Here is a 21,233-nt window from a genome sequence, read left to right on the forward strand (position 1 = left end):
TGTCGGGCGTCCATCCCCATGCCCATCAAGTGAGACGAACCCCGCTCGATCGGAGCGGGGTCCGACGGGACGGTCGGTGCAGGTTCCGCACCGCGGTCAGTGCAGGTTCCGCACCGCGGTCAGTGCAGGTTCTGCACCGCGGGATCGGTGAACCCGACGGCGAAGACCGTGCGCAGCGAAAGCGAGGTCGCGCCGGTGTAGCCGAGGCAGGCGTCGCCGTCGCCGGTCGTCGGGTCGACGGCCTCGAAGTCCTCCGGGTAGGAGGCCTTGAGCGAGTCGCTCGGGCAGATGTGCTCCGTCAGGCCCCACAGCTCGTCGACCTGGGCGGTCCCGAGCTTCGGCCAGTGGCTGAGGGCCTGCGGGGTGCCGACGGCCCAGTTGCCGGTGGAGACGCCGCCGCCGGTGCACGCCGTCGGGGTGCGGGTGTCGCCGGCCCAGGTGTGGGAGAAGACGGCGGGCTTGGTGCCGCAGCCCTTGTGGAAGTCGAAGTGCAGCACGCCCTGGTCGTCGGTCCAGGTCATGCCGCCCTGGAGGCCGCGGTAGCGGGTGGCGGCGTAGGCGTCCTGGATGACCGTCTTGCCGCCGGAGAGGTTGAGCAGCCCCGGGTACGTGGCCGAGCCGGCCGGGTTGAGCTGGTAGCGCACGACGCGTCCGCCGTTGGCGGCGCCGAACCACTCGCCGGTGACCAGCTTGAACGGGCCGCCGCCGGTCTTGTCGAGCGAGAGCCAGGAGTAGCACAGGGAGTCCGCGTCGGGGACGCCGTCGACGGCGTCGTCGCTGCACCCGCCGGACGGCGGCGCTGAGGCCTGCTTGTAGTAGTGCACCTGGGGCAGCACGTAGGGGTAGCCGCAGGCGCTGGACCTGCCGCCGCTGATGCCGTAGGTGCTGACGCCGGAACCGTACGTGTCGACCTTGGCGAGCTTGTTGACGTCGAAGACGCGGATGCCGCCCGAGGTGTCGGTGACGTAGAGGTAGTTGGCGTACCAGACGATGCCGCCACCGTGGCCGGTGACGAACTTGAAGTTCGAGGCGGTGGACGAGGTGCTGGTGGGCTCGGCGAGCAGCACGTGGCGGTACTTGCCGGTGTCGCGGTCGACGAAGCTCACCTTGAGCAGGTTGTTGGTGCGGCAGCCGGTCTTCTCGGCGGCGGAGTCGCGCGTGTACGTCTTGTAGTGCCAGGCGACGGCCAGGGCGCGCTTGTCCTGGATGGCGCCGTCGCCGCCGTCGGCGGTGCCGGTGCTGCTCATGCCCTGCGGCCACCAGCGTCCCGTGGTGTCGTCGCCGTGGGCCGAGGACCAGCACCAGGCGACCTTGCGGGTCACCGGCGGCAGCGCCTTGGTCTCCGCGCCCGAGCAGGTCCGCATGGACCGCAGGTTCAGCCAGGGGTCGGTCGTGCCGGACGAGTTGGCCGAGTGGTCGGCGGTGAGCACCTCCGCCAGGCTCGCGTGCTGGGTGAGGTGGTTGTCGTAGAGGTTCTCCGTCGCGGCGGCGTAGCTCGTGTCGGTCATCTTGAACCGGTCGGCGGCGAGCGACAGCTTGGTCATCGTCGGCTCGCCGGCGGCCGTCGCGGACGGCCCGGTGAGGCCGGAGAGCAGCGCGGCCGTGGCGGCGACGAAGGCCAGCGGCCTCAGTCTGCGTGTGAGGGACACACCCACCCCTTCAAATCTTCGTCTGGAACATGCCAAAGCAGACGTGATCATATGGTGAACGCGCGACGGCGAACGGCATGCCTCGCCTCCCCCGGTGGGGTAGGGTGCGGCGCATGTTCGCGCACTCGACCCGCATCCAGAACTGGTGGTGGACCGCTCATCCGGCGGCCCACTGACTGCGCGTACGCAAGACTTCGCGAAGGCCGCCCGAGGGGCGGCCTTCGGCGTTCTCCGAGGCCGTTCCTCTCCCCCGGCTCCCCCGGCCCCCGGCTCCCCGGCTCCCCGGCTCCCCCGAGAGGAACACCGCCCCATGGACCACCACCCGCCCGTGAACCTGCCGAACCTGCTGGACCTGCTGGACGATCCCCGCCCCTTCGCCCTGCTCCGCCGCCGCGCCCCGGGCCACGACGAGCAGACGGTGGAGCTGCTCCTCGGCCCGGTCACCACGTACGACCGCCTCGCCGACCTGCCCGACGAGGGCCTCGCGCTCGTGCCCTTCCGCCAGATCCGCGAGCGCGGCTTCGACGTCCGCGACGACGGCACGCCGCTCGCCTTCCTGACCCCCGAGGAGCGGCACGACATCCCGCTCGCCGTGGTCCTGGAGCAGCTGCCCGCGCACGAGGTGCGCGTCGAGGGCGGCGCATTCGACGTCGGCGACGACGAGTACGCGGACATCGTCGCCCGGGTGCTGCGGGACGAGATCGGCCGGGGCGAGGGCGCGAACTTCGTGATCCGGCGGACGTACGAGGGGGAGATCCCCGGCTTCTCCCGGGCCGACGCGCTCGCGCTGTTCCGGCGGCTGCTGGAGGGCGAGCGGGGCGCGTACTGGACGTTCGTCGTGCACACCGGGGACCGGGTGCTGGTGGGCGCGAGCCCCGAGGTGCATGTGCGGATGTCCGGCGGCACGGTCGTCATGAATCCGATCAGCGGCACGTACCGGTATCCGGCGGAGGGGCCGAGCCCGGAGCACCTGCTGGACTTCCTCGCCGACGGCAAGGAGATCGAGGAGCTGTCGATGGTCGTCGACGAGGAGCTCAAGATGATGTGCACCGTCGGCGACATGGGCGGCACGGTGGTCGGGCCGCGGCTGAAGGAGATGGCCCATCTCGCGCACACCGAGTACGAGTTGCGCGGACGGTCCTCGCTGGACGTGCGCGAGGTGCTGCGGGAGACGATGTTCGCGGCGACCGTGACCGGGTCGCCGGTGCAGAACGCCTGCCGGGTGATCGAACGCCACGAAACCGGGGGACGCCGTTACTACGCTGGGGCGCTGGCGCTGCTCGGACGGGACTCGGGCGGGGTCCAGACCCTCGACTCGCCCATCCTCATCCGCACCGCCGACATCGACGCGTCCGGACGGCTGCGGGTGCCGGTCGGGGCCACGCTGGTGCGCGGCTCGGACCCGGCGGGCGAGGTGGCCGAGACCCACGCGAAGGCGGCGGGCGTGCTGGCCGCCCTCGGCGTCCGGCCGGGCCGGCCGCGCGAGGAGGGCGCCCGGCCCCGGCTGGCCGACGACCCGCGGGTGCGGGCGGCGCTGGACGGGCGGCGGGCCTCGCTGGCGCCGTTCTGGCTGCGGATGCAGGAGCGGTCGCGGGAGCTCGACGGGCACGCGCTCGTCGTCGACGGCGAGGACACCTTCACGGCGATGCTCGCCTACGTGCTGCGCTCGGTCGGCCTCGAGGTGTCGGTCCTGCGGTACGAGGCGCCGGGGCTGCGGGAGACCGTCCTCGCGCACGAGGGCCCGGTGGTGCTGGGCCCCGGGCCCGGCGACCCGTCCGATCTGGCCGACCCCAAGATGCGGGTCCTGCGGGACCTGACCGCGCGGGTCATCCGCGAGCACCGGCACGGGGTCCTCGGCGTCTGCCTCGGCCATGAGCTGATCGCGGCGGAGCTGGGGCTGGACATCGTGCGCAAGGAGGTCCCCTGCCAGGGGGCGCAGACGACGATCGACTTCTTCGGGCGGGACGAGACCGTCGGGTTCTACAACAGCTTCACGGCACGGTGCGACGACGACGCCCGGCAGGAGCTGACCGCGCACGGGGTCGAGGTGAGCCGGGCGGAGAACGGGGAGGTGCACGCTCTGCGCGGCGCGGGATTCAGCGGTGTGCAGTTCCACCCGGAGTCGGTGCTGACGCTGAACGGGGCTGCCCTGGTCAGGGAGTTGCTGGGGCAGCTGCGGGGCGCCACCGCGTTCTAGCGCCCCGAGTCGTGGTGCCCCGAGTCCTGTGCCCCGGCAACAAGCGACGTTCGCCCCGTCGCGGGGGCAGGCGGGAGTTTCGAACCCGCCCTACAGGCCCCGGCGCAGGCGCTCCGTCAGTGCCCTGCCCTGCTGTGGCGCCGGGCGGGGCTCCGCCAGGCGGGTAAGGAGACGGTCCAGGTGAAGGTCCACGGCGGACTCGACCAGCTCCGCGTAGGCCTCGGCGGCGAGGAAGGCCCTGCGGCGGGCCACCGCTGCGGCGATGAGGGCGATCACCGCGGCCGGCCACCACCATGCGGCGAGCGGGAGATAGAGGAGCGCCCAGCCGCCGAGCGTGAACGCGGCGTCGAGGCGAGCGCGGGCCTCGGTGAGGATGTCACGGGTGGGGGTCGGCAGCAGCAGCCACAGGCGGGGCCAGACCGTGGCGAGGTCGATGCCGTACTCCCGGCCCAGGCGTACGGCGGGGGCGCGGAGACGGTCGCCGAGCCAGGTGGGCCGCTCGGGCGGGATGAGCGAGACGGCGTTGCGGCGTACGGCGTGGGCGATGGCGTCGGCCTGTCCGCCGGCCGCCGCGCAGGCCATGTCGTACGCCGCGTCGGCCCCCTGCCAGGCGGTGGCCCGGCGGGTGGTCAGCCGGGCGGCCAGGGCGGTGAAGGGGCGCGGCCATTCGCCGCACAGGGCGCGTTCGACGGGTGCCGCGAGCACCTGGGCGAGCAGGCCGAGCCCGGCCGATACGGGGACGGCGACGACGACGAGCAGCACGGCACGGACCGCGAGCGCGTTCTGACGGTCCGGCTTGCCCCCGGTGAGCGCGCCGAAGCCGTCCCACAGCGCGCGCCAGTCGGCCCAGTCGCCGTGGCCGAGGCGGGCTGCGGCCACGGCGACCAGCAGGTAGGCAAGGCCCGGCAGGACCAGCAGCGTGAACCAGCGTTCGGCCAGTCTGCGGCCGAGCTCGGCGAGGAAGCCCGTCACCCCGCGGCCCTCAGCCGTCCGCCACGAAGCTCAGCACACGTTCGTGGACCAGACACTCCGGCGGCCCCTGCCCGGACCGGCGCCGCTCGACGCGCGGGCAGGCCCCGACCGGGCAGACATAGCTGCCGCGCACGGGCGGGCCGGGGGCTCCGACGGGCGTGGGGGCGCGGGCCAGCAGCGGGGCGGTGAGCGCGACGTCGAGCGAGGCGAGCACCTCGCCGATGGCCGCGCCCTCCCGCAACCGCCGTACCGCCTGTTCGAGTGCCGCCCGCCGGGGGCCGCTCAGCAGCCGCAGGGTGGCCAACTCCCGGCAGAACTCGGCATGGAGATCGTCGTCGGCTGTTTCCACGGCGACGATCGTAGAGCCCATCGCCCCGGTCACGCCCCGGAATGCAGGTGCGCGGCCCAGCTCAGTGGGCGGTCCGGGTGGCGGGCGCGCAGGCGGCCCACCGCCCGGTGGAGGGCGAGGGCGGCCGGCGGGGCGCCCGGACCCGCGTCCTTCAGGACCCCGTAAACACCCTGCGCGATCTCGGCCGACGACTCGTCGTCCACCCGCCACAGCGTGCCGATCACCTGGGAGAATCCGGCGAGTTGGAGCGTGCCGGCCAGGTGCAGCGCCTCGTCGGGCAGACGGGTGCCGCCCACGGCGGTCTCGCACGCCGAGAGGTAGGCGAACTGGGCGCCGGGCAGGTGGAACCGGGAGACGTCCCGCACGGACAGCTCCCCGTCGGAAAGCAACAGCCGTCCGCGGGAGGGCTGTTCGGGGTCCTGGACGCCGTGGCAGGCGAAGTGCGCCCAGGAGTGTGCGGTGAGTGCGGTGCGTACGGTGTCGGTCCGTGCCGCGTCGCCGGTGAGCAGGGTGCCGCCGACCGCCGCGTGGGCCAGGCCCGCCTCGCGCAGGGCGCCGGGGAGCGGTGCCTGGCCGTCGAGTTCGGGGACGGCGACGATCAGGGGGTGCGCTCCGGCCGCCGTGCCGCCGCGGGCCCGGAGCAGGGCGGCGACGCTCGGCGTGTAGGAGGACACCACCCGGTCCGGCACCTCGCCCGCCGCGTGCAGCGGGAGGAAGGACAGCGCTCCGGACGGGCACCACCACAGGCGGGGCGGGTCCTGGCCGGGCGCGGGAGGGCCGGTGACGCCGAGGGCGTCCAGGACCGGTCCGGCCACCGTGCGCCAGAGCCAGTCGAGGATGTCGCCGACGGCCTGTTCGGCGAAGGCGCGGGCCAGGCCGGAGCGGGCGGCGGCGGCAGCGGCCCGCGCCAGCGTCTCGCCGCGCTCCCTGGCCTCCTCCTCGGAGAAGCCCGGCAGCGACAGGGCCTGTACGTCGGGGCCGTCGAGCAGCAGAGCGTATCCTCCGCTGCGCGGTCCGCCGGTGACCACGACGACCGGTCCGTGCTCCGCGACCCGCAGCAACTGCTCCGCGCGGGGCGGGCGCAGGAAGTCCTGGAAGCCGTCGTGGGCGCGGATCTCGTCCAGGGTCTCCTGCCACTCTCGGGCGAGCCGGTGGCGGCGGTCCGCCTCCTCGCCCGCCGTGCCGTCGACGGCGACCCGGTCCAGGCTATGGCGCAGCGCGTCGAGTCGGGCGGCCAACTCCGGCTGCGCATCGGACAGTTCATCGGTCTCGGTGCGTAGTTCGAGGGCTTGGGCGGCGAGCACCCCGCGCCCCGCCTCGAGCAGTTCCAGTGCTTCGGCGGGCCGTTGTACGGCCAGCGCGATCAGCCCGGCGAACGTGCCGGCCTGCGCCCTGTGGCCGAGCATCTCCTCCTGGTCGGACCGGTCGACCCCGCGCCAGGCGAGCAGCGGCAGCGTCTCCATCGCGGCGCGGGCCGCGGAGAGGGCCCGCTCCATGTCGCCGGACGCCCCCGCCAGGGTGGCGAGTTCCAGGGCCGCGCCCGTACGGACGAGCGCGGACTGCCCCGGGTCGGCGGCGAGTTCTGCGTTGACGGCGAACACCTCGTCGCGTACGGCGTCGTGGTCGCCGTCGGTGCGTGCGGTCGTGGTGAGCATCCGGGAGAGGACGGTGAGGGCGTTGCCGCGGCGCGGCTCGCCGGGAGGCAGCATACGTACGGCCGTACGCGCCGCCTCCAGCGCCCGGTCCAGGTCGGCACGCCCACCGCCGTGATCGTGGCGGGCCCACAGGGCGTGCGCCAGGTTGCCGTACAGGACGGGTGCGGAACCCCGCGGGTTTTCGGGCACGTCCCGCAGGGCGGCTTCGCAGTGCCGTACGGCGGTGTCGGCGGCCTCGATGCCGGCGCCGGGCAGCCGGGTGCGGGCGAGCAGGATGCCGCCGAGGGCGACCAGCAGATGGCCGCGCCCGTGGTGGCCGGGCGCGGTGGTGGCCAGGGCGTGCTCGACGAGCCGCTGACCCCGGTCGAGTTCGGCGGGGTCCCCTGTCCGCTGGGCGTGCTCGACGATCAGGGCGACCAGGTTGCCCAGGATCACGGGGCGTTCCGAGCCGAAGTCGGGGGTCTCGTCCACCAGCCGCTCCGCCGCGTCGACCGCCTCGCGCAGGGAGGCGAGGTGCCGGGTCCGGGCGTGCCGCTCGACCAGGGCCATGACGAGGGCGCCCGGCAGTTGCGGGGGCACGTCGGCGCCGGGCGGCAGTACGGCGGCACCCTCGCGGCAGCAGGCGACCGCCTCGTCGAGCAGGGCCAGGTCGCGGGTGGCCCGGTAGCGGTCCACGAGCACCTCGGCGAGCCGCGCCAGCGCGCGGGCCCGGTGCCCGGCGGTGCCGGCGCGGGTCAGGGAGCGGCGGGCCGCGGCCTCGGCGGGGCCGTACTCCGGCGGCCGGGCCCGTTCGCCGGTGGCCCGCAGCAGGTCGGAGAGGGTGCCCAGGACCTGGCTGTCGTCGGCGTGGGCGGCACCGGGGGCGGTGAGCCGGGTCACCGTGGCCACGGCCCGGTCCACCGCGTCGGTGCCGCCCGTCGCGCGGTGCTCCTGTAGCACGGCGGTGCCGTAGGACATGATCGCCTCCTGGCCGGCCGGCGCGGCGGAGAGTCCCTCGGCCATCAGGTCGACGGCGCGGCGCAGCTCCGCGGTGTCGCCGTGCGTCTGGAAGCGGTACTGGAGGTGCCGGCCGAGATCGGCGGCGTACCGCCCCGGTTCGAGGGCGTACAGCTCCTCGTACGCCGCGATGGCCTCGTCCAGGATCCCCCGGTCCCGGCGCCGGGCGAAGCGCTGGGCGAGCAGGCCCGCGTACCCGTCGCCGAACATGTCCCGTAAACGGTGGTACTGCGGGTGGCGCCGCATCGCGCGCTCCACGTCCAGGGCCTCGTCGAGCAGGTCGACGTTCTCGGTGTCCTTGGCCGTGGCGGCGAGGAGGGTGCCCACCGTCGCCGTCGCCTGTGCCAGCCAGGCGAGGCTTCCCGGATCCCGCAGGGCGAGCGCGGACCGGGCCAGCTCGACGCCGTCCTCCATGAGGGAGGGGTCCCGCAGCCGGACGGAGCGGCCGGTCAGCAGCCGGGCGAGGCGGGCGGCGCGATCCGGGCGTTCCGGGCCGGTGGCCAGGTCGAGCGCGGCACGCGCGTGGGTGAACGCGATGTCCTCGTCGGCCGGGTCGCCGACCGCCTCGAAGCGCTGCCCGGCGAGGAGCGCGAGGTGGTGGTGGACCTGGCCGCGCGCGTCCTCGTCAGGCGCCGGCCCGTGCAGACAGCGGCTGCCGCAGAGCAGGGCGGCGTCCAGGCACCAGCGGCGCAGCCACTGCGGTGTGCGGTCCGAGCCGGCCCGGGCGGCGAACCCGGCGGCCGCCCCGGCGGCGGCGGCGGCCGACTCGGCATCGACGTCCGCCGTCAGGTCGAAGAGCGGGAGCAGGGCCGGGGGCCGGGCCACCGGAACCACGCGGTGCAGCACGACGCCGGCGAGGAGGCCGACCGCGAGTTCCGGCGCGTCGTCTCCCCCGGCGGCGGCCGCCTTGGACGCCACCCTGCACAGTGCGGCAAGCGACTTCGTCCGCCTGCGGTCCGGAACAGGCGGGGCCGTGCCGTCGCGTACGGCGGGCCAGACGGCGGCGAGCGTCTCCGCGTTGGCCTCCAGCAGCGCCCGCAGGCCCAGCGCCTTCCACCATGCGGCCACGATTCCCCCGTTCACCCGACGCTTGACGTCCCGTCAGCCGAAGGGCAGTCCGGCCTCCGCGAGCGGGTCGCGGACGCCACGCGTGCCGCGCGCGGCGGCCATCGTGGCGAAACGGCCCTCGTGGAGAGCGAAGACGGTCCGACGGAAGGTCAGTGTCGCGCGCCGCTCACTCGTCGTCGAGGCCGCGCTCTATCGCGTACCGGACGAGTTCCACCCGGTTGTGCAGCTGGAGCTTGCCGAGGGTGTTCTGCACATGGTTCTGGACCGTGCGGTGCGAGATGACGAGCCGTTCGGCGATCTGCTTGTAGCTCAGGCCCTTGGCGACGAGCCGCAGCACCTCGGTCTCGCGGTCGGTGAGCCGGGGCGTGTCGGACTCGTCGGCGCCGGCGGCGGGCGCGGGCTCGGAGGCCAGCCGGCGGTACTCGCCGAGGACCAGACCGGCCAGGCCCGGGGTGAACACCGGGTCGCCGACGGAGGTGCGGCGCACTGCGTCCAACAGCTCCTCGGTGGAAGCCGACTTGAGCAGATAGCCGGTCGCGCCGGACTTCACCGCCTCCAGCACGTCGGCGTGCTCGCCGCTCGCGGACAGCACCAGGACGCGCAGCGCCGGGTTCGCGGCGACGACCTCCTTGCACACCTGGACGCCCGGCTTGGCGGGCAGGTTGAGGTCCAGGACGAGCACGTCCGGCTCGGTGGCACGGGCGCGGCGCACGGCCTGCTCGCCGTCGCCGGCGGTGGCGACCACGTCGAAGCCGGACTCCGCGAGGTCCCGGGCGACGGCGTCCCGCCACATGGGGTGGTCGTCGACCACCATCACCCTGATCGGGCCGTTCACGTCGCTCATCGTCTTCCCGCCTTACCCCGCTGGTTGTTCTCCCGCGGCGCCTTCGGCACCGTCAGTTCGACCTCCGTGCCCTGGCCCGGCGTCGAGATCAGCTCGGCGCCGCCGCCGAGGTCGCGCAGCCGGCCCCGGATCGACTGGGCCACCCCGAGCCGTCCCTCGCCCTCGGCCTGCGCGAGCCGCCCCTCCGGGATGCCGGGCCCGTCGTCCCGCACGGTGACGACGACCGAGTCGGGCTCGTCCTCGACCAGGATCCACGCGCGCGCGTCCTGCCCGGCGTGCCGGCGGACGTTGTCCAGCGCGGCCCCGACGGCCGCCGCCACCTCCCGCGCGGCGGGCGGCGGCAGCAGCACCGGGGCGCCGGGCTCGGCGAGGTTGACCCGGGCGGCGGCGAAGGGCGCGAGCAGGGTGCGCAGGTCGACCGGCCCGTCGTCGCCGTCGTCCTCCTCGGGCACGTCCACCAGGCGGACGACGGCGCCCTCGGACTCGTCCTCCGAGACGCGGGAGACGGGCACCAGCCCGCCGGAGACCAGCGTGCGCAGCGCCACCTCCTGCTCGCCGGCCATCCTGCCCAGCTCGGCCGCCTCGCCGCCGATGACCGCGCCCCGCCGCTGCACCATGGCCAGCACCTGGAGGACGCCGTCGTGGATGTCCCGGGCGAGCCGCTCCCGTTCCCGGGTGGCGGCCTCGATCTCCAGGGCGCGGGCGAGGGTGCGCTCGGAGGCGCGGGCGACCTCGACGACGTAGCCGATGGCGATGGAGGCGACCCAGACGAGGATGACGTTGTGGACGGTGTCGTGGGCCGGGGCGCCGCGCTCGATCAGGTTGGCGACGGCGACCGGGGTGGAGGCGAAGGCCGCCCAGCGCCAGCCGCCCTTGATGGCGAAGGCGAGGACGGCGCCGGCGGTCCATATCGACGGCAGGGTGGGGCCGCCGTCGACGATCCGCTGGTGGGCGTCGGCGAACGGGGTCAGGAGGATGCCGGTGAGCGCGATGGTGAGGTCGACGGCGAGGAACCGCTTGGTGCAGGCGGCCGCGTTCTGCACCCGGGGCAGGGTGGCCAGCGTCCAGACGCTCAGCACCGCGTAGTAGCCGACGGCGACGCCGGGGCGGACGAACTCGTCGTAGGCGGTGGCGAACAGGCCGACCGCGTACAGCATCGTCAGCACCCGGTAGGCGGCGAGCGCGCGCCACAGCGGCAGCTCCACCGACATCCGCATGACTCTCTCGCGTCTGGCCACGTCCCCCACCCCCCGGCCCCGGCCCCGTCTAGGGCCCGGACCGCTCCGACTCGTCGTCCGTCTCGTCGTTCGTCTTGCCGTCCGTCTCCGCCCGCGCCGCCTGCCGCTCTGCTGCTCCGGCCTGCCTGGCCCTCTCGGCCTGCTCGGCCTTCAGCTTCTCGGCCTGTTCCTTCTCCGCTCGGGCGAGCGCAGCCTTCGCGGCCTTGCCCGCCTCCTTCTCGGCCTTCGCCGCCTCCGCGATCTGCCGCTTGGCGGCGGTCGCGTACATGTCGACGTACTCCTGGCCGGAGAGCTTCATGATCTCGTACATGACCTCGTCCGTCAGCGCGCGCAGTACGAAGCGGTCGTGGTCCATGCCGTGGTACCGGCTGAAGTCCAGCGGCTTGCCGATGCGGATGCCGGGCCGCATCACCTTCGGCATCACCTTGCCGGGCGGCTGGATCTTCTCCGTGTCGATCATGGCGACCGGGACGACGGGCGCACCGGTGGCGAGCGCCACGCGCGCGAGGCCGCCGGGCTTGCCGCGGTAGAGGCGGCCGTCGGGCGAACGCGTGCCCTCCGGGTAGATCCCGAACAGCTCGCCGCTCTCCAGGACCTCTATGCCGCTCCTGATCGCGGCCTCACCCGCGCCGCGGGCGCCGGAACGGTCCACCGGGAGCTGGCCGACGCCCTTGAAGAAGGCCGCCGTCAGCCGGCCCTTCACCCCGGGCGTGGTGAAGTACTCGGCCTTGGCGATGAAGGTGACCTTGCGGTCCAGGACGGCGGGCAGGAAGAACGAGTCCGAGAAGGAGAGGTGGTTGCTCGCCAGGATCGCGGGGCCCTCGGCGGGAACGTTCTCCAGGCCTTCCACCCAGGGCCTGAAGATCACCTTCAGCGGACCCCCGACGGAAACCTTCATCGCGCCGTACAACAACCGAGTGCCTCCTGTTATGTGTCGATCAGACCTTAACCCGGAGTGGCCGCAAAGGCTCCGACGGCCCTGGTCGGTGTCAGTGCGGTCGCGTACGGTGAACCACACACAAGACAGAAGACGGGAGACCGAAGGTGCCGGTTCTTCCTGGAGCCGAGCCGTACCGCCGGGCCGGCGGGGAGGTCGGGGTCCTCCTCTGCCACGGTTTCACCGGATCCCCGCAGTCGCTGCGCCCCTGGGCACGGCAGCTCGCCGGGCGCGGTCTGACCGTCTCGCTGCCGCTGCTGCCGGGACACGGCACGCGCTGGGAGGACATGGTCCTCACCGGCTGGCCCGACTGGTACGCGACGGTGGACCGCGAGCTGCGGATCCTGCGCGAGCGCTGCGCGCGGGTGTTCGCGGCCGGACTGTCCATGGGCGGGGCCCTGGCACTGCGGCTCGCGGCGAAGCACGGCGAGGGGGTCGAGGGCGTGATCGTCGTCAATCCGGCGAACCGGGTGCACGGTCTGTCCGCGTACGCGCTCCCGGTGGCCCGGCATCTCGTGCGGACGACGAAGGGGATCGTGGGCGACATCGCGAAGGAGGGCGTCGTGGAGACCGGGTACGACCGGGTGCCGCTGCACGCCGCCCACTCCCTGCGGGCCTTCCTGCGACAGGTCGACGGCGAACTGCCCCAGGTCACCCAGCCGCTGCTGCTCCTGCGCAGCCTGCGGGACCATGTGGTGCCGGCCGCCGACGCGGCCCGGATCCTGGGCCGGGTGTCGTCGACGGACGTGACGGAGGTCCTGTTGGAACAGAGCTGTCATGTGGCGACGTTGGACCACGACGCGGACCGGATCCTCGACGAGAGTCTCGCGTTCATCGGCCGGCTCGCACCCAGTGTCGGCAAGGAAGGGACGACGGCAGGTGGCTGAGCACGACTCCGACCGCGAGGACCGCGAGGAGCGGGAGGGACGGGACTCCGGCGCGAGCGGCGGGGACCGCGAGCCGGAGGAGCAGCATGTGCCCTTCGACGAGGAGGCCGCGTGGGCGGCGATCGTCGCGGGCTACGGCGAGGAGCCGGCGGACCCGCCGGGCGCGAAGCCGTTCAAGTCGATCGAGGATCTGGCGCTGCTGGAGGCGGAGCCGAACGACGACGGGGCGGGGTCGGGATCGGGGACGGGGTCGGGAGCGGCTTCCGGCGCCGGGCCCGGGGCGGGGACCGGCTCGGGGATCGGCGCGGGGGCCGTCTCCGTCGCCGATCCCGGCGCGGCCTCCGACGCCGGATCGGGGGCGGGCACGGGTACGGGCACCGGCACCGGTGCGGGTACCGCCGCCGGAGCCGGGGCCGGTTCGGCTGCCGAGCCGGGGTCCGGTTCGGGTTCCGGGTCCGGCTCTGGTTCGGGTTCCGGTTCCGGTTCCGGTTCCGGGGACGAGTCCGGCGGCGGGGACAAGCCGGCCAAGCCGCTGGGCAGTTCCATCTCCTTCGCGCCCGGTGTCGGCCCGCGCGACTACTCGCTGTCCGAGCCGTCCGAGGCGGACTTCGACGAGGACGACGAGGGCCACTTCGTGCCGCCCGAGCCGCCGCCGCTGCCGGACGCCGACACCACGGCCAAGTTCGCCTGGCTGGGCGTGCTCGGCGGACCGGTGCTGCTGCTGGTGGCGGTGCTGCTGGGCTGGGAGATGACGTGGTGGCTGACGACCGTCGGCATCGGCGGCTTCCTGGGCGGCTTCGCCACGCTGGTCATGCGGATGAACCCGGGTGACGACGAGGACGAGGGCGACCCGGGTCGGGGAGCGGTCGTCTAGAACGAACCGGCGGGATCGACGGGGATTCTGAGGGCGGCGAGGACCGGGAGGTGGTCCGTGGCCGCCCTCAGATCGCGTTCGGTCACCCCCGGGTGCCCGGCCGGCACTCCGCAGCCGAGCACCTCCACCCCCTCGGTCGCGAAGATCGCGTCGATGCGGCGGCGCGGGTCGGCGGGCGTGAACGTCAGCTCTCCGCCCCAGGGCGCGACGGCCCGGCAGTCCTGGAGGGCCGCGCTCAGCCGGGCGAACGTGCCTCCGGCGGGCGTCTCGTTGATGTCGCCGCCCGCGACGACGTGCTCCACGCCCATCCCGGCCAGCCGGTCGAGGAGCATCCCGCCCTGCTCGTACCGCTCCCCTGTGTGCAGGCTCAGATGGCAGCTGACGACGCCCAGCCGCGCGCCCGCGAAGCGGACCACGGCGGTGGCGAAGCCCCGTCGGTGATGCCCGGGGGTGAGGGGCAGGAGGACGTCCTCGGTGTGCTCCACGGTGGCCCGCAGCGAGCAGAGCACGGCGGGGCCCGCGGCCGTGCCGCCGCCGGTGAGGACCACCTGTCCGGTGGCGGACGCGAGCCGGGCGAGCTTCTTGCGCCAGCGGAAGAAGATCGGCGCTTCCTGGACGAGGACGAGGTCGGGAGCGCAGGCGGTGATGACGCGGGCGAGGGCGTCGGTGTCGTCCCTCATGGAGCGGATGTTGTAGCTCAGGACCCGGATGACGGCCGAACCGTCGGACTCGGTGCGGGAGTTGGGGAGCTGCGGCATGGGGGTCAATGTACGCCGACGACTCGGGCGCAATTGTCCTGTTGCGACGACGGGTGCGTCGTTGGTTCTTCGTGCGGTTCCCCGCGCCCGCCGTTCCGGGGCGCGGGGAACTCGAACAGCCGCCTTACATGATCGGGTCGGGCTCGCGGGCCAGGTCCGCCGCGCCCACCAGGCCCGCCTTGTTGCCGAGTTGGGCCGCGATCACGTCGGCCACCGGACGCCAGTTCCCGCCGACCAGCCAGCGCCGGTACGACTTGCGGATCGGGTCGAGGACGAGGTCGCCCTCGTCGGAGAGACCGCCGCCGACGATGAACGCGGACGGGTCGAAGAGGGAGGCGAGGTCGGCGAGGCCGGCGCCGGCCCAGCGGGCCAGCTCGCGGTAGGAGTCTACGGCGACCGGGTCACCCTGGCGGGCGGCCATGGAGATGTGCTTGCCCTCGATGCCGTCGGGCGTGCCGTCGCCGAGGCCGAGCAGCACCTCGGCGCGCTCGGGGGTGGCGTTGGCGCGCTGCTTGGCGTACCGCACGAGGGCGCGGCCGGAGGCGTACTGCTCCCAGCAGCCCTGCGAGCCGCAGCCGCACAGCAGGCCGTCCGGCACCATGCGGATGTGGCCGAACTCGGCGGCCACGCCGAAGTGGCCGCGGCGCAGCTTGTTGCCGATGATGATGCCGCCGCCGAGCCCGGTGCCGAGCGTGATGCAGATGACGTTGCGGTGGCCCTTGCCCGCGCCGAACTTGTACTCGCCCCAGGCGGCCGCGTTGGCGTCGTTCTCGACGACGACCGGGAGGCCTACGCGCCCCTCGACCTTCTCCTTGAGCGGTTCGTTGCGCCAGTCGATGTTGGGTGCGAAGTAGACGGTGGAGCGCTGCCGGTTGACGTAACCGGCCGCTCCGATGCCCACGCCGACGATCTCGTGGCCGGCGCGTGCGCCCTCCACCGCCGAGGCGATGGCGTCCACGATGGCCTCGGGCGTGGAGGGGGTCGGCACCTTGAAGGTCGAGAGGATGTTGCCTTCCTCGTCGACCACGCCGGCCGCGATCTTCGTGCCGCCGATGTCGACGCCGATGGTGAGTCCCATGAATCCCTCAGTTTCGGTCGAGCCCCGCTACCGCAACCGTACCCGAGGCCTTGTGCCGTCGGGTTCCCGGCGGCGGGGCCTCAGGGGGACTTCCGGGGGGCTCAGTCCAGGTCGATGCGCTGGCCGGGGCCGGGGTCCTCGCCGCCGTCGCGGGGGTCGGCGGGGTCGGCCGAGGGGCGGAGCGGGTCGCCGGCGCGGGCCGTCCAACGCTGCTCCTGGTGCTGGACGGCGGAGCGGTAGGCGGCGAGCAGTTCGTTCCCCGCGGCGGCCAGGTGGTCGAAGACGTCCGGGTTGCGTTCGATGACGGGTTCGACGGCGGCCTTGGCCTGCTGGACGACCTGGCGCACGACCTGCTGGGCGGCGGGCCCGGCGACCGCCCCGAGCAGCGGGGACTGGAGACCGGAGAGCCGGTCGGCGACCGAGTCGACGAGCTTGCGCAACTCCTCGGCGGCCGATCCCGGCGGCGGCCCGTTCTCGGCGCGGCGGCGGGCCTTCTCCGCCGCCAGGTCCTCGGCGCAGGCGGTGGACCAGGCGTCGGCGTCGGTCGCGCGAGCCTCCCCGAAGCCCTCGTCGCCGGCGGCGTCGGGTGTGGGGCGCTCTTCGCTCATGGCGGGCTCCTGACGGGCTCCTGACTACGGTTCGCCTCTACGACGTTACCCGAACGGCGGTACGTCGTTCATCACGTGCGCGGCCAGAGCGCGGGATCCGGCGCGAACCGGACGCGCAGCTCGCCGTCGCGCAGGGCGGCGCCGTCGACGGTGCAGCGGCGCAGCACGGAGGGCAGCGGCACGATCCGGCGGAACGGCCCGGCGGTGACGACGAGTTCGTCGCCGCGCCGGACGAGGTCGAGTTCGTCGCGTATGGCGCCGGGCAGGGGGACGTGCCACACGAGCACGCCGTCCTGCGCGACCCGGTCGGCGACGGGCCACTCGACCGGGGGGACGCTCGTGTTGACGGCGGGGACGGCGAGCGCGGTGAGGTCGTCCGCGCCGCGGGGGTCGTGGCCGAGGTGGGCGACGGGGCGGGCCTCGGCCCAGGCGGTCAGGACCTTGCGCTGCTGGGTCACCAGTGCGGCGAGGGGGCCGGCGTCGGCGGCGTCCTCGGGCAGGACGCGGTTGGCGACGAGGCGCTCGACGGGCAGGCCGCGCAGGGCGAGGCCGAGGCGGGCGTCGCGGACGGCGTCCTCGCCGGCCGGTCCGGGCTCGGCGACCAGGCGTACGGCGGTGGCGCGGTCGGCGAGGACGGCCTGCACGGCGGCCAGTTCCACGTCCCAGCGGGCGGTCGTCTCGTACAGCCACTCGGCGGGCATGGGGACGCCGGCGAGACGGCCGAGGACGGGGCGCAGGGCGCGGGCGGCCTGACGTTCCGGGGGGAGCAGGCGGCGCAGGTAGCGGCGCAGTTCCTCCGGGAGGGCGAGGAGGCCGAGGGCCTGCGGGGTGGGCGGGAGGTCCACGACGAGGAGGTCGTGGGACTCGGCGAGGGCGGCGTCGCGCAGGGCGCGCAGGAGGGTGAGCTCCCCGGCGCCGGGGAGGGGGGTGACCTCCTCCGGGTCGAGGCGGGAGGCGCCGAGCAGGTCTAGGACGGTGGAGGCGCGGTCCTGGAAGCCGGCGAGGTCGTCGCGGAAGCCGGCGGAGGCGTCGGGGCGCCAGGCGGTGAGGGTGGGGGTGAGCTGGGTCGGTACGGCTCCTGTGGGCGCGCCGAGGGCGGCGCCCAGGGTGTCGGTGCGGTCGGCGCTCAGGACGAGGGTCTTGGCGCCGGCGCCGGCCGCGGACAGCGCGGTGGCCGCCGCGAGGGTGGTCCGGCCGCTGCCGCCCGGGCCGGTGATCAGGAGGGTACGCATGAGGGTGAACGGTAACGGACGATCACCTTCCCCCCGGCTTGCCGGTGAACCGGCGTGGGGGTGGCCCGAGGGTCGGCCGAGTGCGCGGCCCGGCGACCGGGGCCGGGGGTGGGTCGCACGGCCCGGCGCTAACGGGTTGCCGCCGCGCCCACCCTCCCCCACTCTCGACTTCGCTCGAGCGGGGGGACCCCCATCGCCCCTGCGGCACGACTGCCCGCGGCTGGGGAGGTTCTGCGGCCCCGCCGTCCGCCGATACCGCCGGGTAGCGCCCCAGCGGCGCGGCCGCTAGCGCATGGCGGCGTTGCGCGACCAGCGTCCGCGCGGGCGGCCGGGTAGCGGCGCGGCTGCCCGCAGGGCAGGGCCCGAGCGATCCAGGTTCTGCGGTGCCTCTTGAGCTGCCGAACGGGTGGGTGGGGGGAAAAGTCGTGGCCTTCGCCCCCCCCACCCGCCCGCGCAGGAAAACTACTGGCCGGATTCCACGCGCTTCTTCAGGCCTGCCAGCGCGCGGTCGATGATGACCTTTTCCGCCTTGCGCTTGATCATGCCGAGCATCGGGATCTTGACGTCCACCGTGAGGAGGTACGTCACCTCCGTGCCCGTGCCCGCCGGCTTCAGGACGTACGAGCCGTCCAGGGAGCGCAGCATCTGGGACTTCACCAGCGTCCAGGACACCTCGTGCTCACCGGTCCAGGTGTACGCGAGCACCTGGTCGTCCTTGATCGCGCCCGCGTCCATGACGAGACGGACCTGCTCGGCGCGCCCCTGCGCGTCGGAGGCGAGCACCTCCGCCTCCTTCACCTCGCCGGTCCACTCCGGGTAGCGGGCGAAGTCGGCGATCACGCCCATGACGTCGGCCGGCGCCGCCTCGATCGTGATGCTCGAACTGGTGTGTTCCGCCATCGCCCCGGCTCCTCCAGACGCGGTCCCTGTGTGCAGCGTGAAGGCTACCGCGCGTGCGCCGCGCCGTTGCCACCCCACCCGGTCAGAACTCCAGCGCCCAGGGTGTCCCGGCGCCGGCGAAGTGCCCCACGTTGACGCACTCGGTGGCCCCGATCCGCATCCGCCGCGCCAGCGGCTGGTGGACGTGGCCGAAGAGGGAGTACCGGGGACGGGTCCGGCGGATCGCGTCCAGCAGCGCCCGGCTCCCCCGCTCGAAGCGGCGCGCGACCGTGTCGTAGACGAGGTCCGGCACCTCCGGCGGAATGTGCGTGCACAGCACGTCGACCTCGCCGACGGCCTCGATCTTCGCCGCGTACTCCTCGTCGCCGATCTCGTACGGCGTGCGCATGGGCGTTCGCAGGCCCCCGCCGACGAAGCCGAAGACCCAGCCGCCGATCTCCACCCGCTGCCCGTCCAGCACCGTCGTGCCGGGCCCGGCGAACTCGGGCCACAGCTTCGGCATGTCGACGTTGCCGTAGGTCGCGTACGTCGGCGTGGGGAACGCCGCGAACATCTCTGCGTACTGCCCCCGCACCGCCCGTTCGATCACCGCGGCCCGGTCCTCGCCGACGCCCGCCCACAGCCGCGCCCCCAGCTCCCGCGCCTCCTCGAAGCGGCGGGCGGTGCGCAGTTCGACGAGCCGGTCCGCGTTCTGAACGCCGAAGAGATCGGGGAAGATGCCACGGGAGTGGTCGGCGTAGTCCAGGAACAGCACCAGGTCGCCGAGGCAGATCAGGGCGTCCGCGCCCTCGCCCGCGCGGGCGAGGTCACGCGCGTTGCCGTGCACGTCGCTGACCACGTGGATGCGTGTCCTGCCCCGGCCGGACGGTGTGGATGCCATGGCGATCAAGAGTAAGCGTGTGCGGCATACGTGAACAGTGGCGGCCGGAATACCGGTTACTGGCCAGTTAGTAAAGCGGTGGACTACTGTGCGCGAGGAAACACCAATCTGTGTGACGCAGCGAACATCTCGCCGGGCCCCCCTGTCAAAGAAGCCATACCGGCGGGTAACGTCCGGGCAGTCCAGTCGTGCTCAGGTTTCAGCCAGCGGGTCCCGGCCCGCCCGAGGAACCGGAGCACCGCCCGAGCCTTGGACCGCACCGTCGCATCGCACAACGTCGTGGCGCCGGCGCCCTATGAGGAGCAGCAGTCTTGCGCGAGTTCAGCCTTCCGGCTTTGTACGAGGTCCCCGCGGACGGCAATCTGACCGACATCGTCCGCAGAAACGCCGCGCAGCACCCTGACGTCGCCGTCATGGCCCGCAAGGCCGGCGGGGCCTGGGAGGACGTGTCCGCGACGGTCTTCCTGGCCGAGGTGCACGCGGCCGCCAAGGGTCTCATCGCCTCCGGGGTCCAGCCGGGCGACCGGGTCGGCCTGATGTCGCGCACCCGTTACGAGTGGACGCTGCTGGACTTCGCCATCTGGTGCGCGGGCGCGGTGACGGTGCCGGTGTACGAGACCAGTTCGCCGGAGCAGGTGCGGTGGATCCTGTCCGACTCGGGCGCGACCGCGATCGTCGTCGAGCTGGACGCGCACAGCGCCGCCGTCGAGTCGGTGCGTGACACGCTGCCCGCCCTCAAGCACGTCTGGCAGATCGAGAACGGGGGCGTGGAGGAGCTCGGACAGCTCGGCAAGGACGTCTCGGACCGGACCGTCGAGGAGCGCAGCTCGCTCGCGAAGGCCGACGACCCGGCCACCATCGTCTACACCTCGGGCACGACCGGGCGCCCCAAGGGCTGTGTCCTCACCCACCGCAGCTTCTTCGCCGAGTGCGGCAACATCGTGGAGCGACTGCGTCCGCTGTTCCGCACCGGCGAGTGCAGCGTGCTGCTGTTCCTCCCCCTCGCGCACGTCTTCGGCCGGCTGGTGCAGATCGCCCCGATGATGGCGCCGATCAAGCTGGGCACCGTCCCGGACATCAAGGATCTCACCGACGAACTGGCCTCCTTCCGGCCGACGCTGGTGCTGGGCGTGCCGCGCGTCTTCGAGAAGGTCTACAACTCGGCGCGGGCGAAGGCGCAGGCGGACGGCAAGGGCGCGATCTTCGACAAGGCGGCGGACACGGCGATCGCATACAGCCGGGCGCTGGACACGCCGTCGGGCCCGTCGATCGGTCTGAAGATCAAGCACAAGGTCTTCGACCGGCTGGTGTACAGCAAGCTGCGCGCGGTGCTGGGCGGGCGCGGCGAGTACGCGATCTCCGGGGGCGCTCCGCTGGGCGAGCGGCTCGGCCACTTCTTCCGCGGCATCGGCTTCACCGTCCTGGAGGGCTACGGCCTCACCGAGTCCTGTGCCGCGACCGCGTTCAACCCGTGGGACCGGCAGAAGATCGGCACGGTCGGGCAGCCGCTGCCGGGCTCGGTGGTGCGGATCGCGGACGACGGCGAGGTGCTGCTGCACGGCGAGCACCTGTTCAAGGAGTACTGGAACAACCCCGGCGCGACCGCGGAGGCGCTGGCCGACGGCTGGTTCCACACCGGTGACATCGGAACCCTCGACGAGGACGGTTATCTCAGGATCACCGGCCGCAAGAAGGAGATCATCGTCACCGCGGGCGGCAAGAACGTCGCCCCGGCCGTGATCGAGGACCGCATCCGGGCGCACGCGCTGGTCGCGGAGTGCATGGTGGTGGGCGACGGGCGACCGTTCGTGGGCGCGCTGATCACCATCGACGAGGAGTTCCTGGGCCGTTGGGCCGCCGAGCACGGCAAGCCGTCGGGGTCCACCGCGGCATCGCTCTGTACGGACGCGGACCTGCTGGCCGCGATCCAGTCGGCGATCGACGACGGCAACGCCGCGGTGTCGAAGGCGGAATCGGTGCGGAAGTTCCGCATTCTCTCCTCCCAGTTCACGGAGGACACGGGCCATCTCACCCCGTCGCTGAAGCTCAAGCGCAACGTCGTGGCGAAGGACTACGCGGCGGAGATCGAGGCGATCTACGCGAAGTAGCGG

Annotated in this window: 18 protein-coding genes; 5 read left to right on the plus strand and 13 right to left on the minus strand. The window is 73.6% G+C overall.

Annotated elements, in window-relative coordinates; translation table 11 throughout:
- Positions 1-119 precede the first annotated feature (119 nt).
- Complete coding sequence (locus tag ACFYX4_RS01765; RefSeq protein WP_389324106.1) at positions 120-1,649, minus strand: hypothetical protein; 1,530 nt, start codon at positions 1,647-1,649, stop codon at positions 120-122.
- Between the two features lie 113 nt (positions 1,650-1,762).
- On the opposite strand from ACFYX4_RS01765, the gene ACFYX4_RS01770 reads away from it, so the two are divergent.
- Positions 1,763-1,825 (plus strand): trp operon leader peptide, encoded by a 63-nt coding sequence (locus tag ACFYX4_RS01770; protein WP_389326668.1) that lies wholly within the window; start codon positions 1,763-1,765, stop codon positions 1,823-1,825.
- Between the two features lie 134 nt (positions 1,826-1,959).
- Positions 1,960-3,846 carry an anthranilate synthase family protein gene (locus tag ACFYX4_RS01775; protein ID WP_389324109.1) on the plus strand — a complete coding sequence of 629 codons (1,887 nt, stop codon included), beginning with the start codon at positions 1,960-1,962 and terminating at the stop codon, positions 3,844-3,846.
- A gap of 90 nt (positions 3,847-3,936) precedes the next feature.
- Here the strand turns inward: ACFYX4_RS01775 and ACFYX4_RS01780 are convergent, their stop codons facing one another.
- The 6 genes from ACFYX4_RS01780 to ACFYX4_RS01805 form a co-directional block, all read right to left on the minus strand.
- On the minus strand, positions 3,937-4,818 hold the full coding sequence (locus tag ACFYX4_RS01780) for a hypothetical protein (protein ID WP_389324112.1): 882 nt from the start codon (positions 4,816-4,818) through the stop codon (positions 3,937-3,939).
- Between the two features lie 10 nt (positions 4,819-4,828).
- Positions 4,829-5,167 carry a hypothetical protein gene (locus ACFYX4_RS01785; RefSeq protein ID WP_389324115.1) on the minus strand — a complete coding sequence of 113 codons (339 nt, stop codon included), beginning with the start codon at positions 5,165-5,167 and terminating at the stop codon, positions 4,829-4,831.
- Positions 5,168-5,196: 29 nt separating this feature from the next.
- Positions 5,197-8,886, minus strand: coding sequence for a CHAT domain-containing protein (locus tag ACFYX4_RS01790; protein ID WP_389324118.1), 3,690 nt, complete (start codon positions 8,884-8,886; stop codon positions 5,197-5,199).
- Positions 8,887-9,052: 166 nt separating this feature from the next.
- Entirely contained in the window at positions 9,053-9,730 is a 678-nt protein-coding gene (locus ACFYX4_RS01795) for a response regulator (protein WP_389324121.1), read from the minus strand.
- The gene (macS, locus tag ACFYX4_RS01800; RefSeq protein WP_389324124.1) at positions 9,727-10,968 is read right to left on the minus strand and encodes a MacS family sensor histidine kinase; all 1,242 of its coding nucleotides are present in this window, start codon (positions 10,966-10,968) and stop codon (positions 9,727-9,729) included. The genes ACFYX4_RS01795 and macS overlap by 4 nt, the downstream gene beginning before the upstream one ends.
- 28 nt (positions 10,969-10,996) lie before the next feature.
- The gene (locus tag ACFYX4_RS01805) at positions 10,997-11,866 is read right to left on the minus strand and encodes a lysophospholipid acyltransferase family protein (protein ID WP_389324127.1); all 870 of its coding nucleotides are present in this window, start codon (positions 11,864-11,866) and stop codon (positions 10,997-10,999) included.
- A gap of 146 nt (positions 11,867-12,012) precedes the next feature.
- Between ACFYX4_RS01805 and ACFYX4_RS01810 the strand changes: the two genes are divergently transcribed.
- Together ACFYX4_RS01810 and ACFYX4_RS01815 are read left to right on the plus strand one after the other, a co-directional pair.
- The gene (locus ACFYX4_RS01810) at positions 12,013-12,792 is read left to right on the plus strand and encodes an alpha/beta hydrolase (protein ID WP_389324130.1); all 780 of its coding nucleotides are present in this window, start codon (positions 12,013-12,015) and stop codon (positions 12,790-12,792) included.
- A complete protein-coding gene (locus ACFYX4_RS01815; protein WP_389324133.1) occupies positions 12,785-13,666 on the plus strand; it encodes a hypothetical protein in 882 nt (293 codons plus the stop codon). The genes ACFYX4_RS01810 and ACFYX4_RS01815 overlap by 8 nt, the downstream gene beginning before the upstream one ends.
- Here ACFYX4_RS01815 and ACFYX4_RS01820 read toward each other — a convergent pair.
- The 6 genes from ACFYX4_RS01820 to ACFYX4_RS01845 all read right to left on the minus strand — a co-directional run bounded on the left by ACFYX4_RS01820 (position 13,663) and on the right by ACFYX4_RS01845 (position 19,122).
- Positions 13,663-14,424 carry an endonuclease/exonuclease/phosphatase family protein gene (locus tag ACFYX4_RS01820; protein ID WP_389324136.1) on the minus strand — a complete coding sequence of 254 codons (762 nt, stop codon included), beginning with the start codon at positions 14,422-14,424 and terminating at the stop codon, positions 13,663-13,665. The two genes, ACFYX4_RS01815 and ACFYX4_RS01820, sit on opposite strands and share 4 nt — an antisense overlap.
- A gap of 124 nt (positions 14,425-14,548) precedes the next feature.
- A complete protein-coding gene (locus ACFYX4_RS01825; RefSeq protein WP_389324139.1) occupies positions 14,549-15,502 on the minus strand; it encodes an ROK family glucokinase in 954 nt (317 codons plus the stop codon).
- A gap of 101 nt (positions 15,503-15,603) precedes the next feature.
- Entirely contained in the window at positions 15,604-16,110 is a 507-nt protein-coding gene (locus tag ACFYX4_RS01830) for a DUF5304 domain-containing protein (protein ID WP_389324142.1), read from the minus strand.
- Between the two features lie 71 nt (positions 16,111-16,181).
- Entirely contained in the window at positions 16,182-17,342 is a 1,161-nt protein-coding gene (locus tag ACFYX4_RS01835) for an ArsA family ATPase (RefSeq protein WP_389324145.1), read from the minus strand.
- A 462-nt stretch (positions 17,343-17,804) separates the two neighbouring features.
- Complete coding sequence (locus ACFYX4_RS01840; protein ID WP_389324148.1) at positions 17,805-18,242, minus strand: SRPBCC family protein; 438 nt, start codon at positions 18,240-18,242, stop codon at positions 17,805-17,807.
- 82 nt (positions 18,243-18,324) lie between these two features.
- The gene (locus tag ACFYX4_RS01845) at positions 18,325-19,122 is read right to left on the minus strand and encodes a metallophosphoesterase (RefSeq protein ID WP_389324150.1); all 798 of its coding nucleotides are present in this window, start codon (positions 19,120-19,122) and stop codon (positions 18,325-18,327) included.
- 311 nt (positions 19,123-19,433) lie between these two features.
- On the opposite strand from ACFYX4_RS01845, the gene ACFYX4_RS01850 reads away from it, so the two are divergent.
- Positions 19,434-21,230, plus strand: a complete 1,797-nt coding sequence (locus ACFYX4_RS01850) for an AMP-dependent synthetase/ligase (protein ID WP_389324153.1) — start codon at positions 19,434-19,436, stop codon at positions 21,228-21,230.
- The last annotated feature ends 3 nt before the right edge of the window (positions 21,231-21,233 follow it).

The organism is Streptomyces sp. NPDC002328, assembly GCF_042890065.1.
In the GTDB taxonomy this organism is placed as follows: Bacteria; Actinomycetota; Actinomycetes; order Streptomycetales; family Streptomycetaceae; genus Streptomyces.

Bases quoted from the DNA above. Each gene is read 5' to 3' on its own strand.
- ACFYX4_RS01775 (WP_389324109.1), top strand. From the start codon at position 1,960: ATGGACCACCACCCGCCCGTGAACCTGCCGAACCTGCTGGACCTGCTG.
- ACFYX4_RS01795 (WP_389324121.1), bottom strand. From the start codon at position 9,730: ATGAGCGACGTGAACGGCCCGATCAGGGTGATGGTGGTCGACGACCAC.
- ACFYX4_RS01805 (WP_389324127.1), bottom strand. From the start codon at position 11,866: ATGAAGGTTTCCGTCGGGGGTCCGCTGAAGGTGATCTTCAGGCCCTGG.
- ACFYX4_RS01820 (WP_389324136.1), bottom strand. From the start codon at position 14,424: ATGCCGCAGCTCCCCAACTCCCGCACCGAGTCCGACGGTTCGGCCGTC.
- ACFYX4_RS01825 (WP_389324139.1), bottom strand. From the start codon at position 15,502: ATGGGACTCACCATCGGCGTCGACATCGGCGGCACGAAGATCGCGGCC.
- ACFYX4_RS01830 (WP_389324142.1), bottom strand. From the start codon at position 16,110: ATGAGCGAAGAGCGCCCCACACCCGACGCCGCCGGCGACGAGGGCTTC.
- ACFYX4_RS01835 (WP_389324145.1), bottom strand. From the start codon at position 17,342: ATGCGTACCCTCCTGATCACCGGCCCGGGCGGCAGCGGCCGGACCACC.
- ACFYX4_RS01840 (WP_389324148.1), bottom strand. From the start codon at position 18,242: ATGGCGGAACACACCAGTTCGAGCATCACGATCGAGGCGGCGCCGGCC.
- ACFYX4_RS01845 (WP_389324150.1), bottom strand. From the start codon at position 19,122: ATGGCATCCACACCGTCCGGCCGGGGCAGGACACGCATCCACGTGGTC.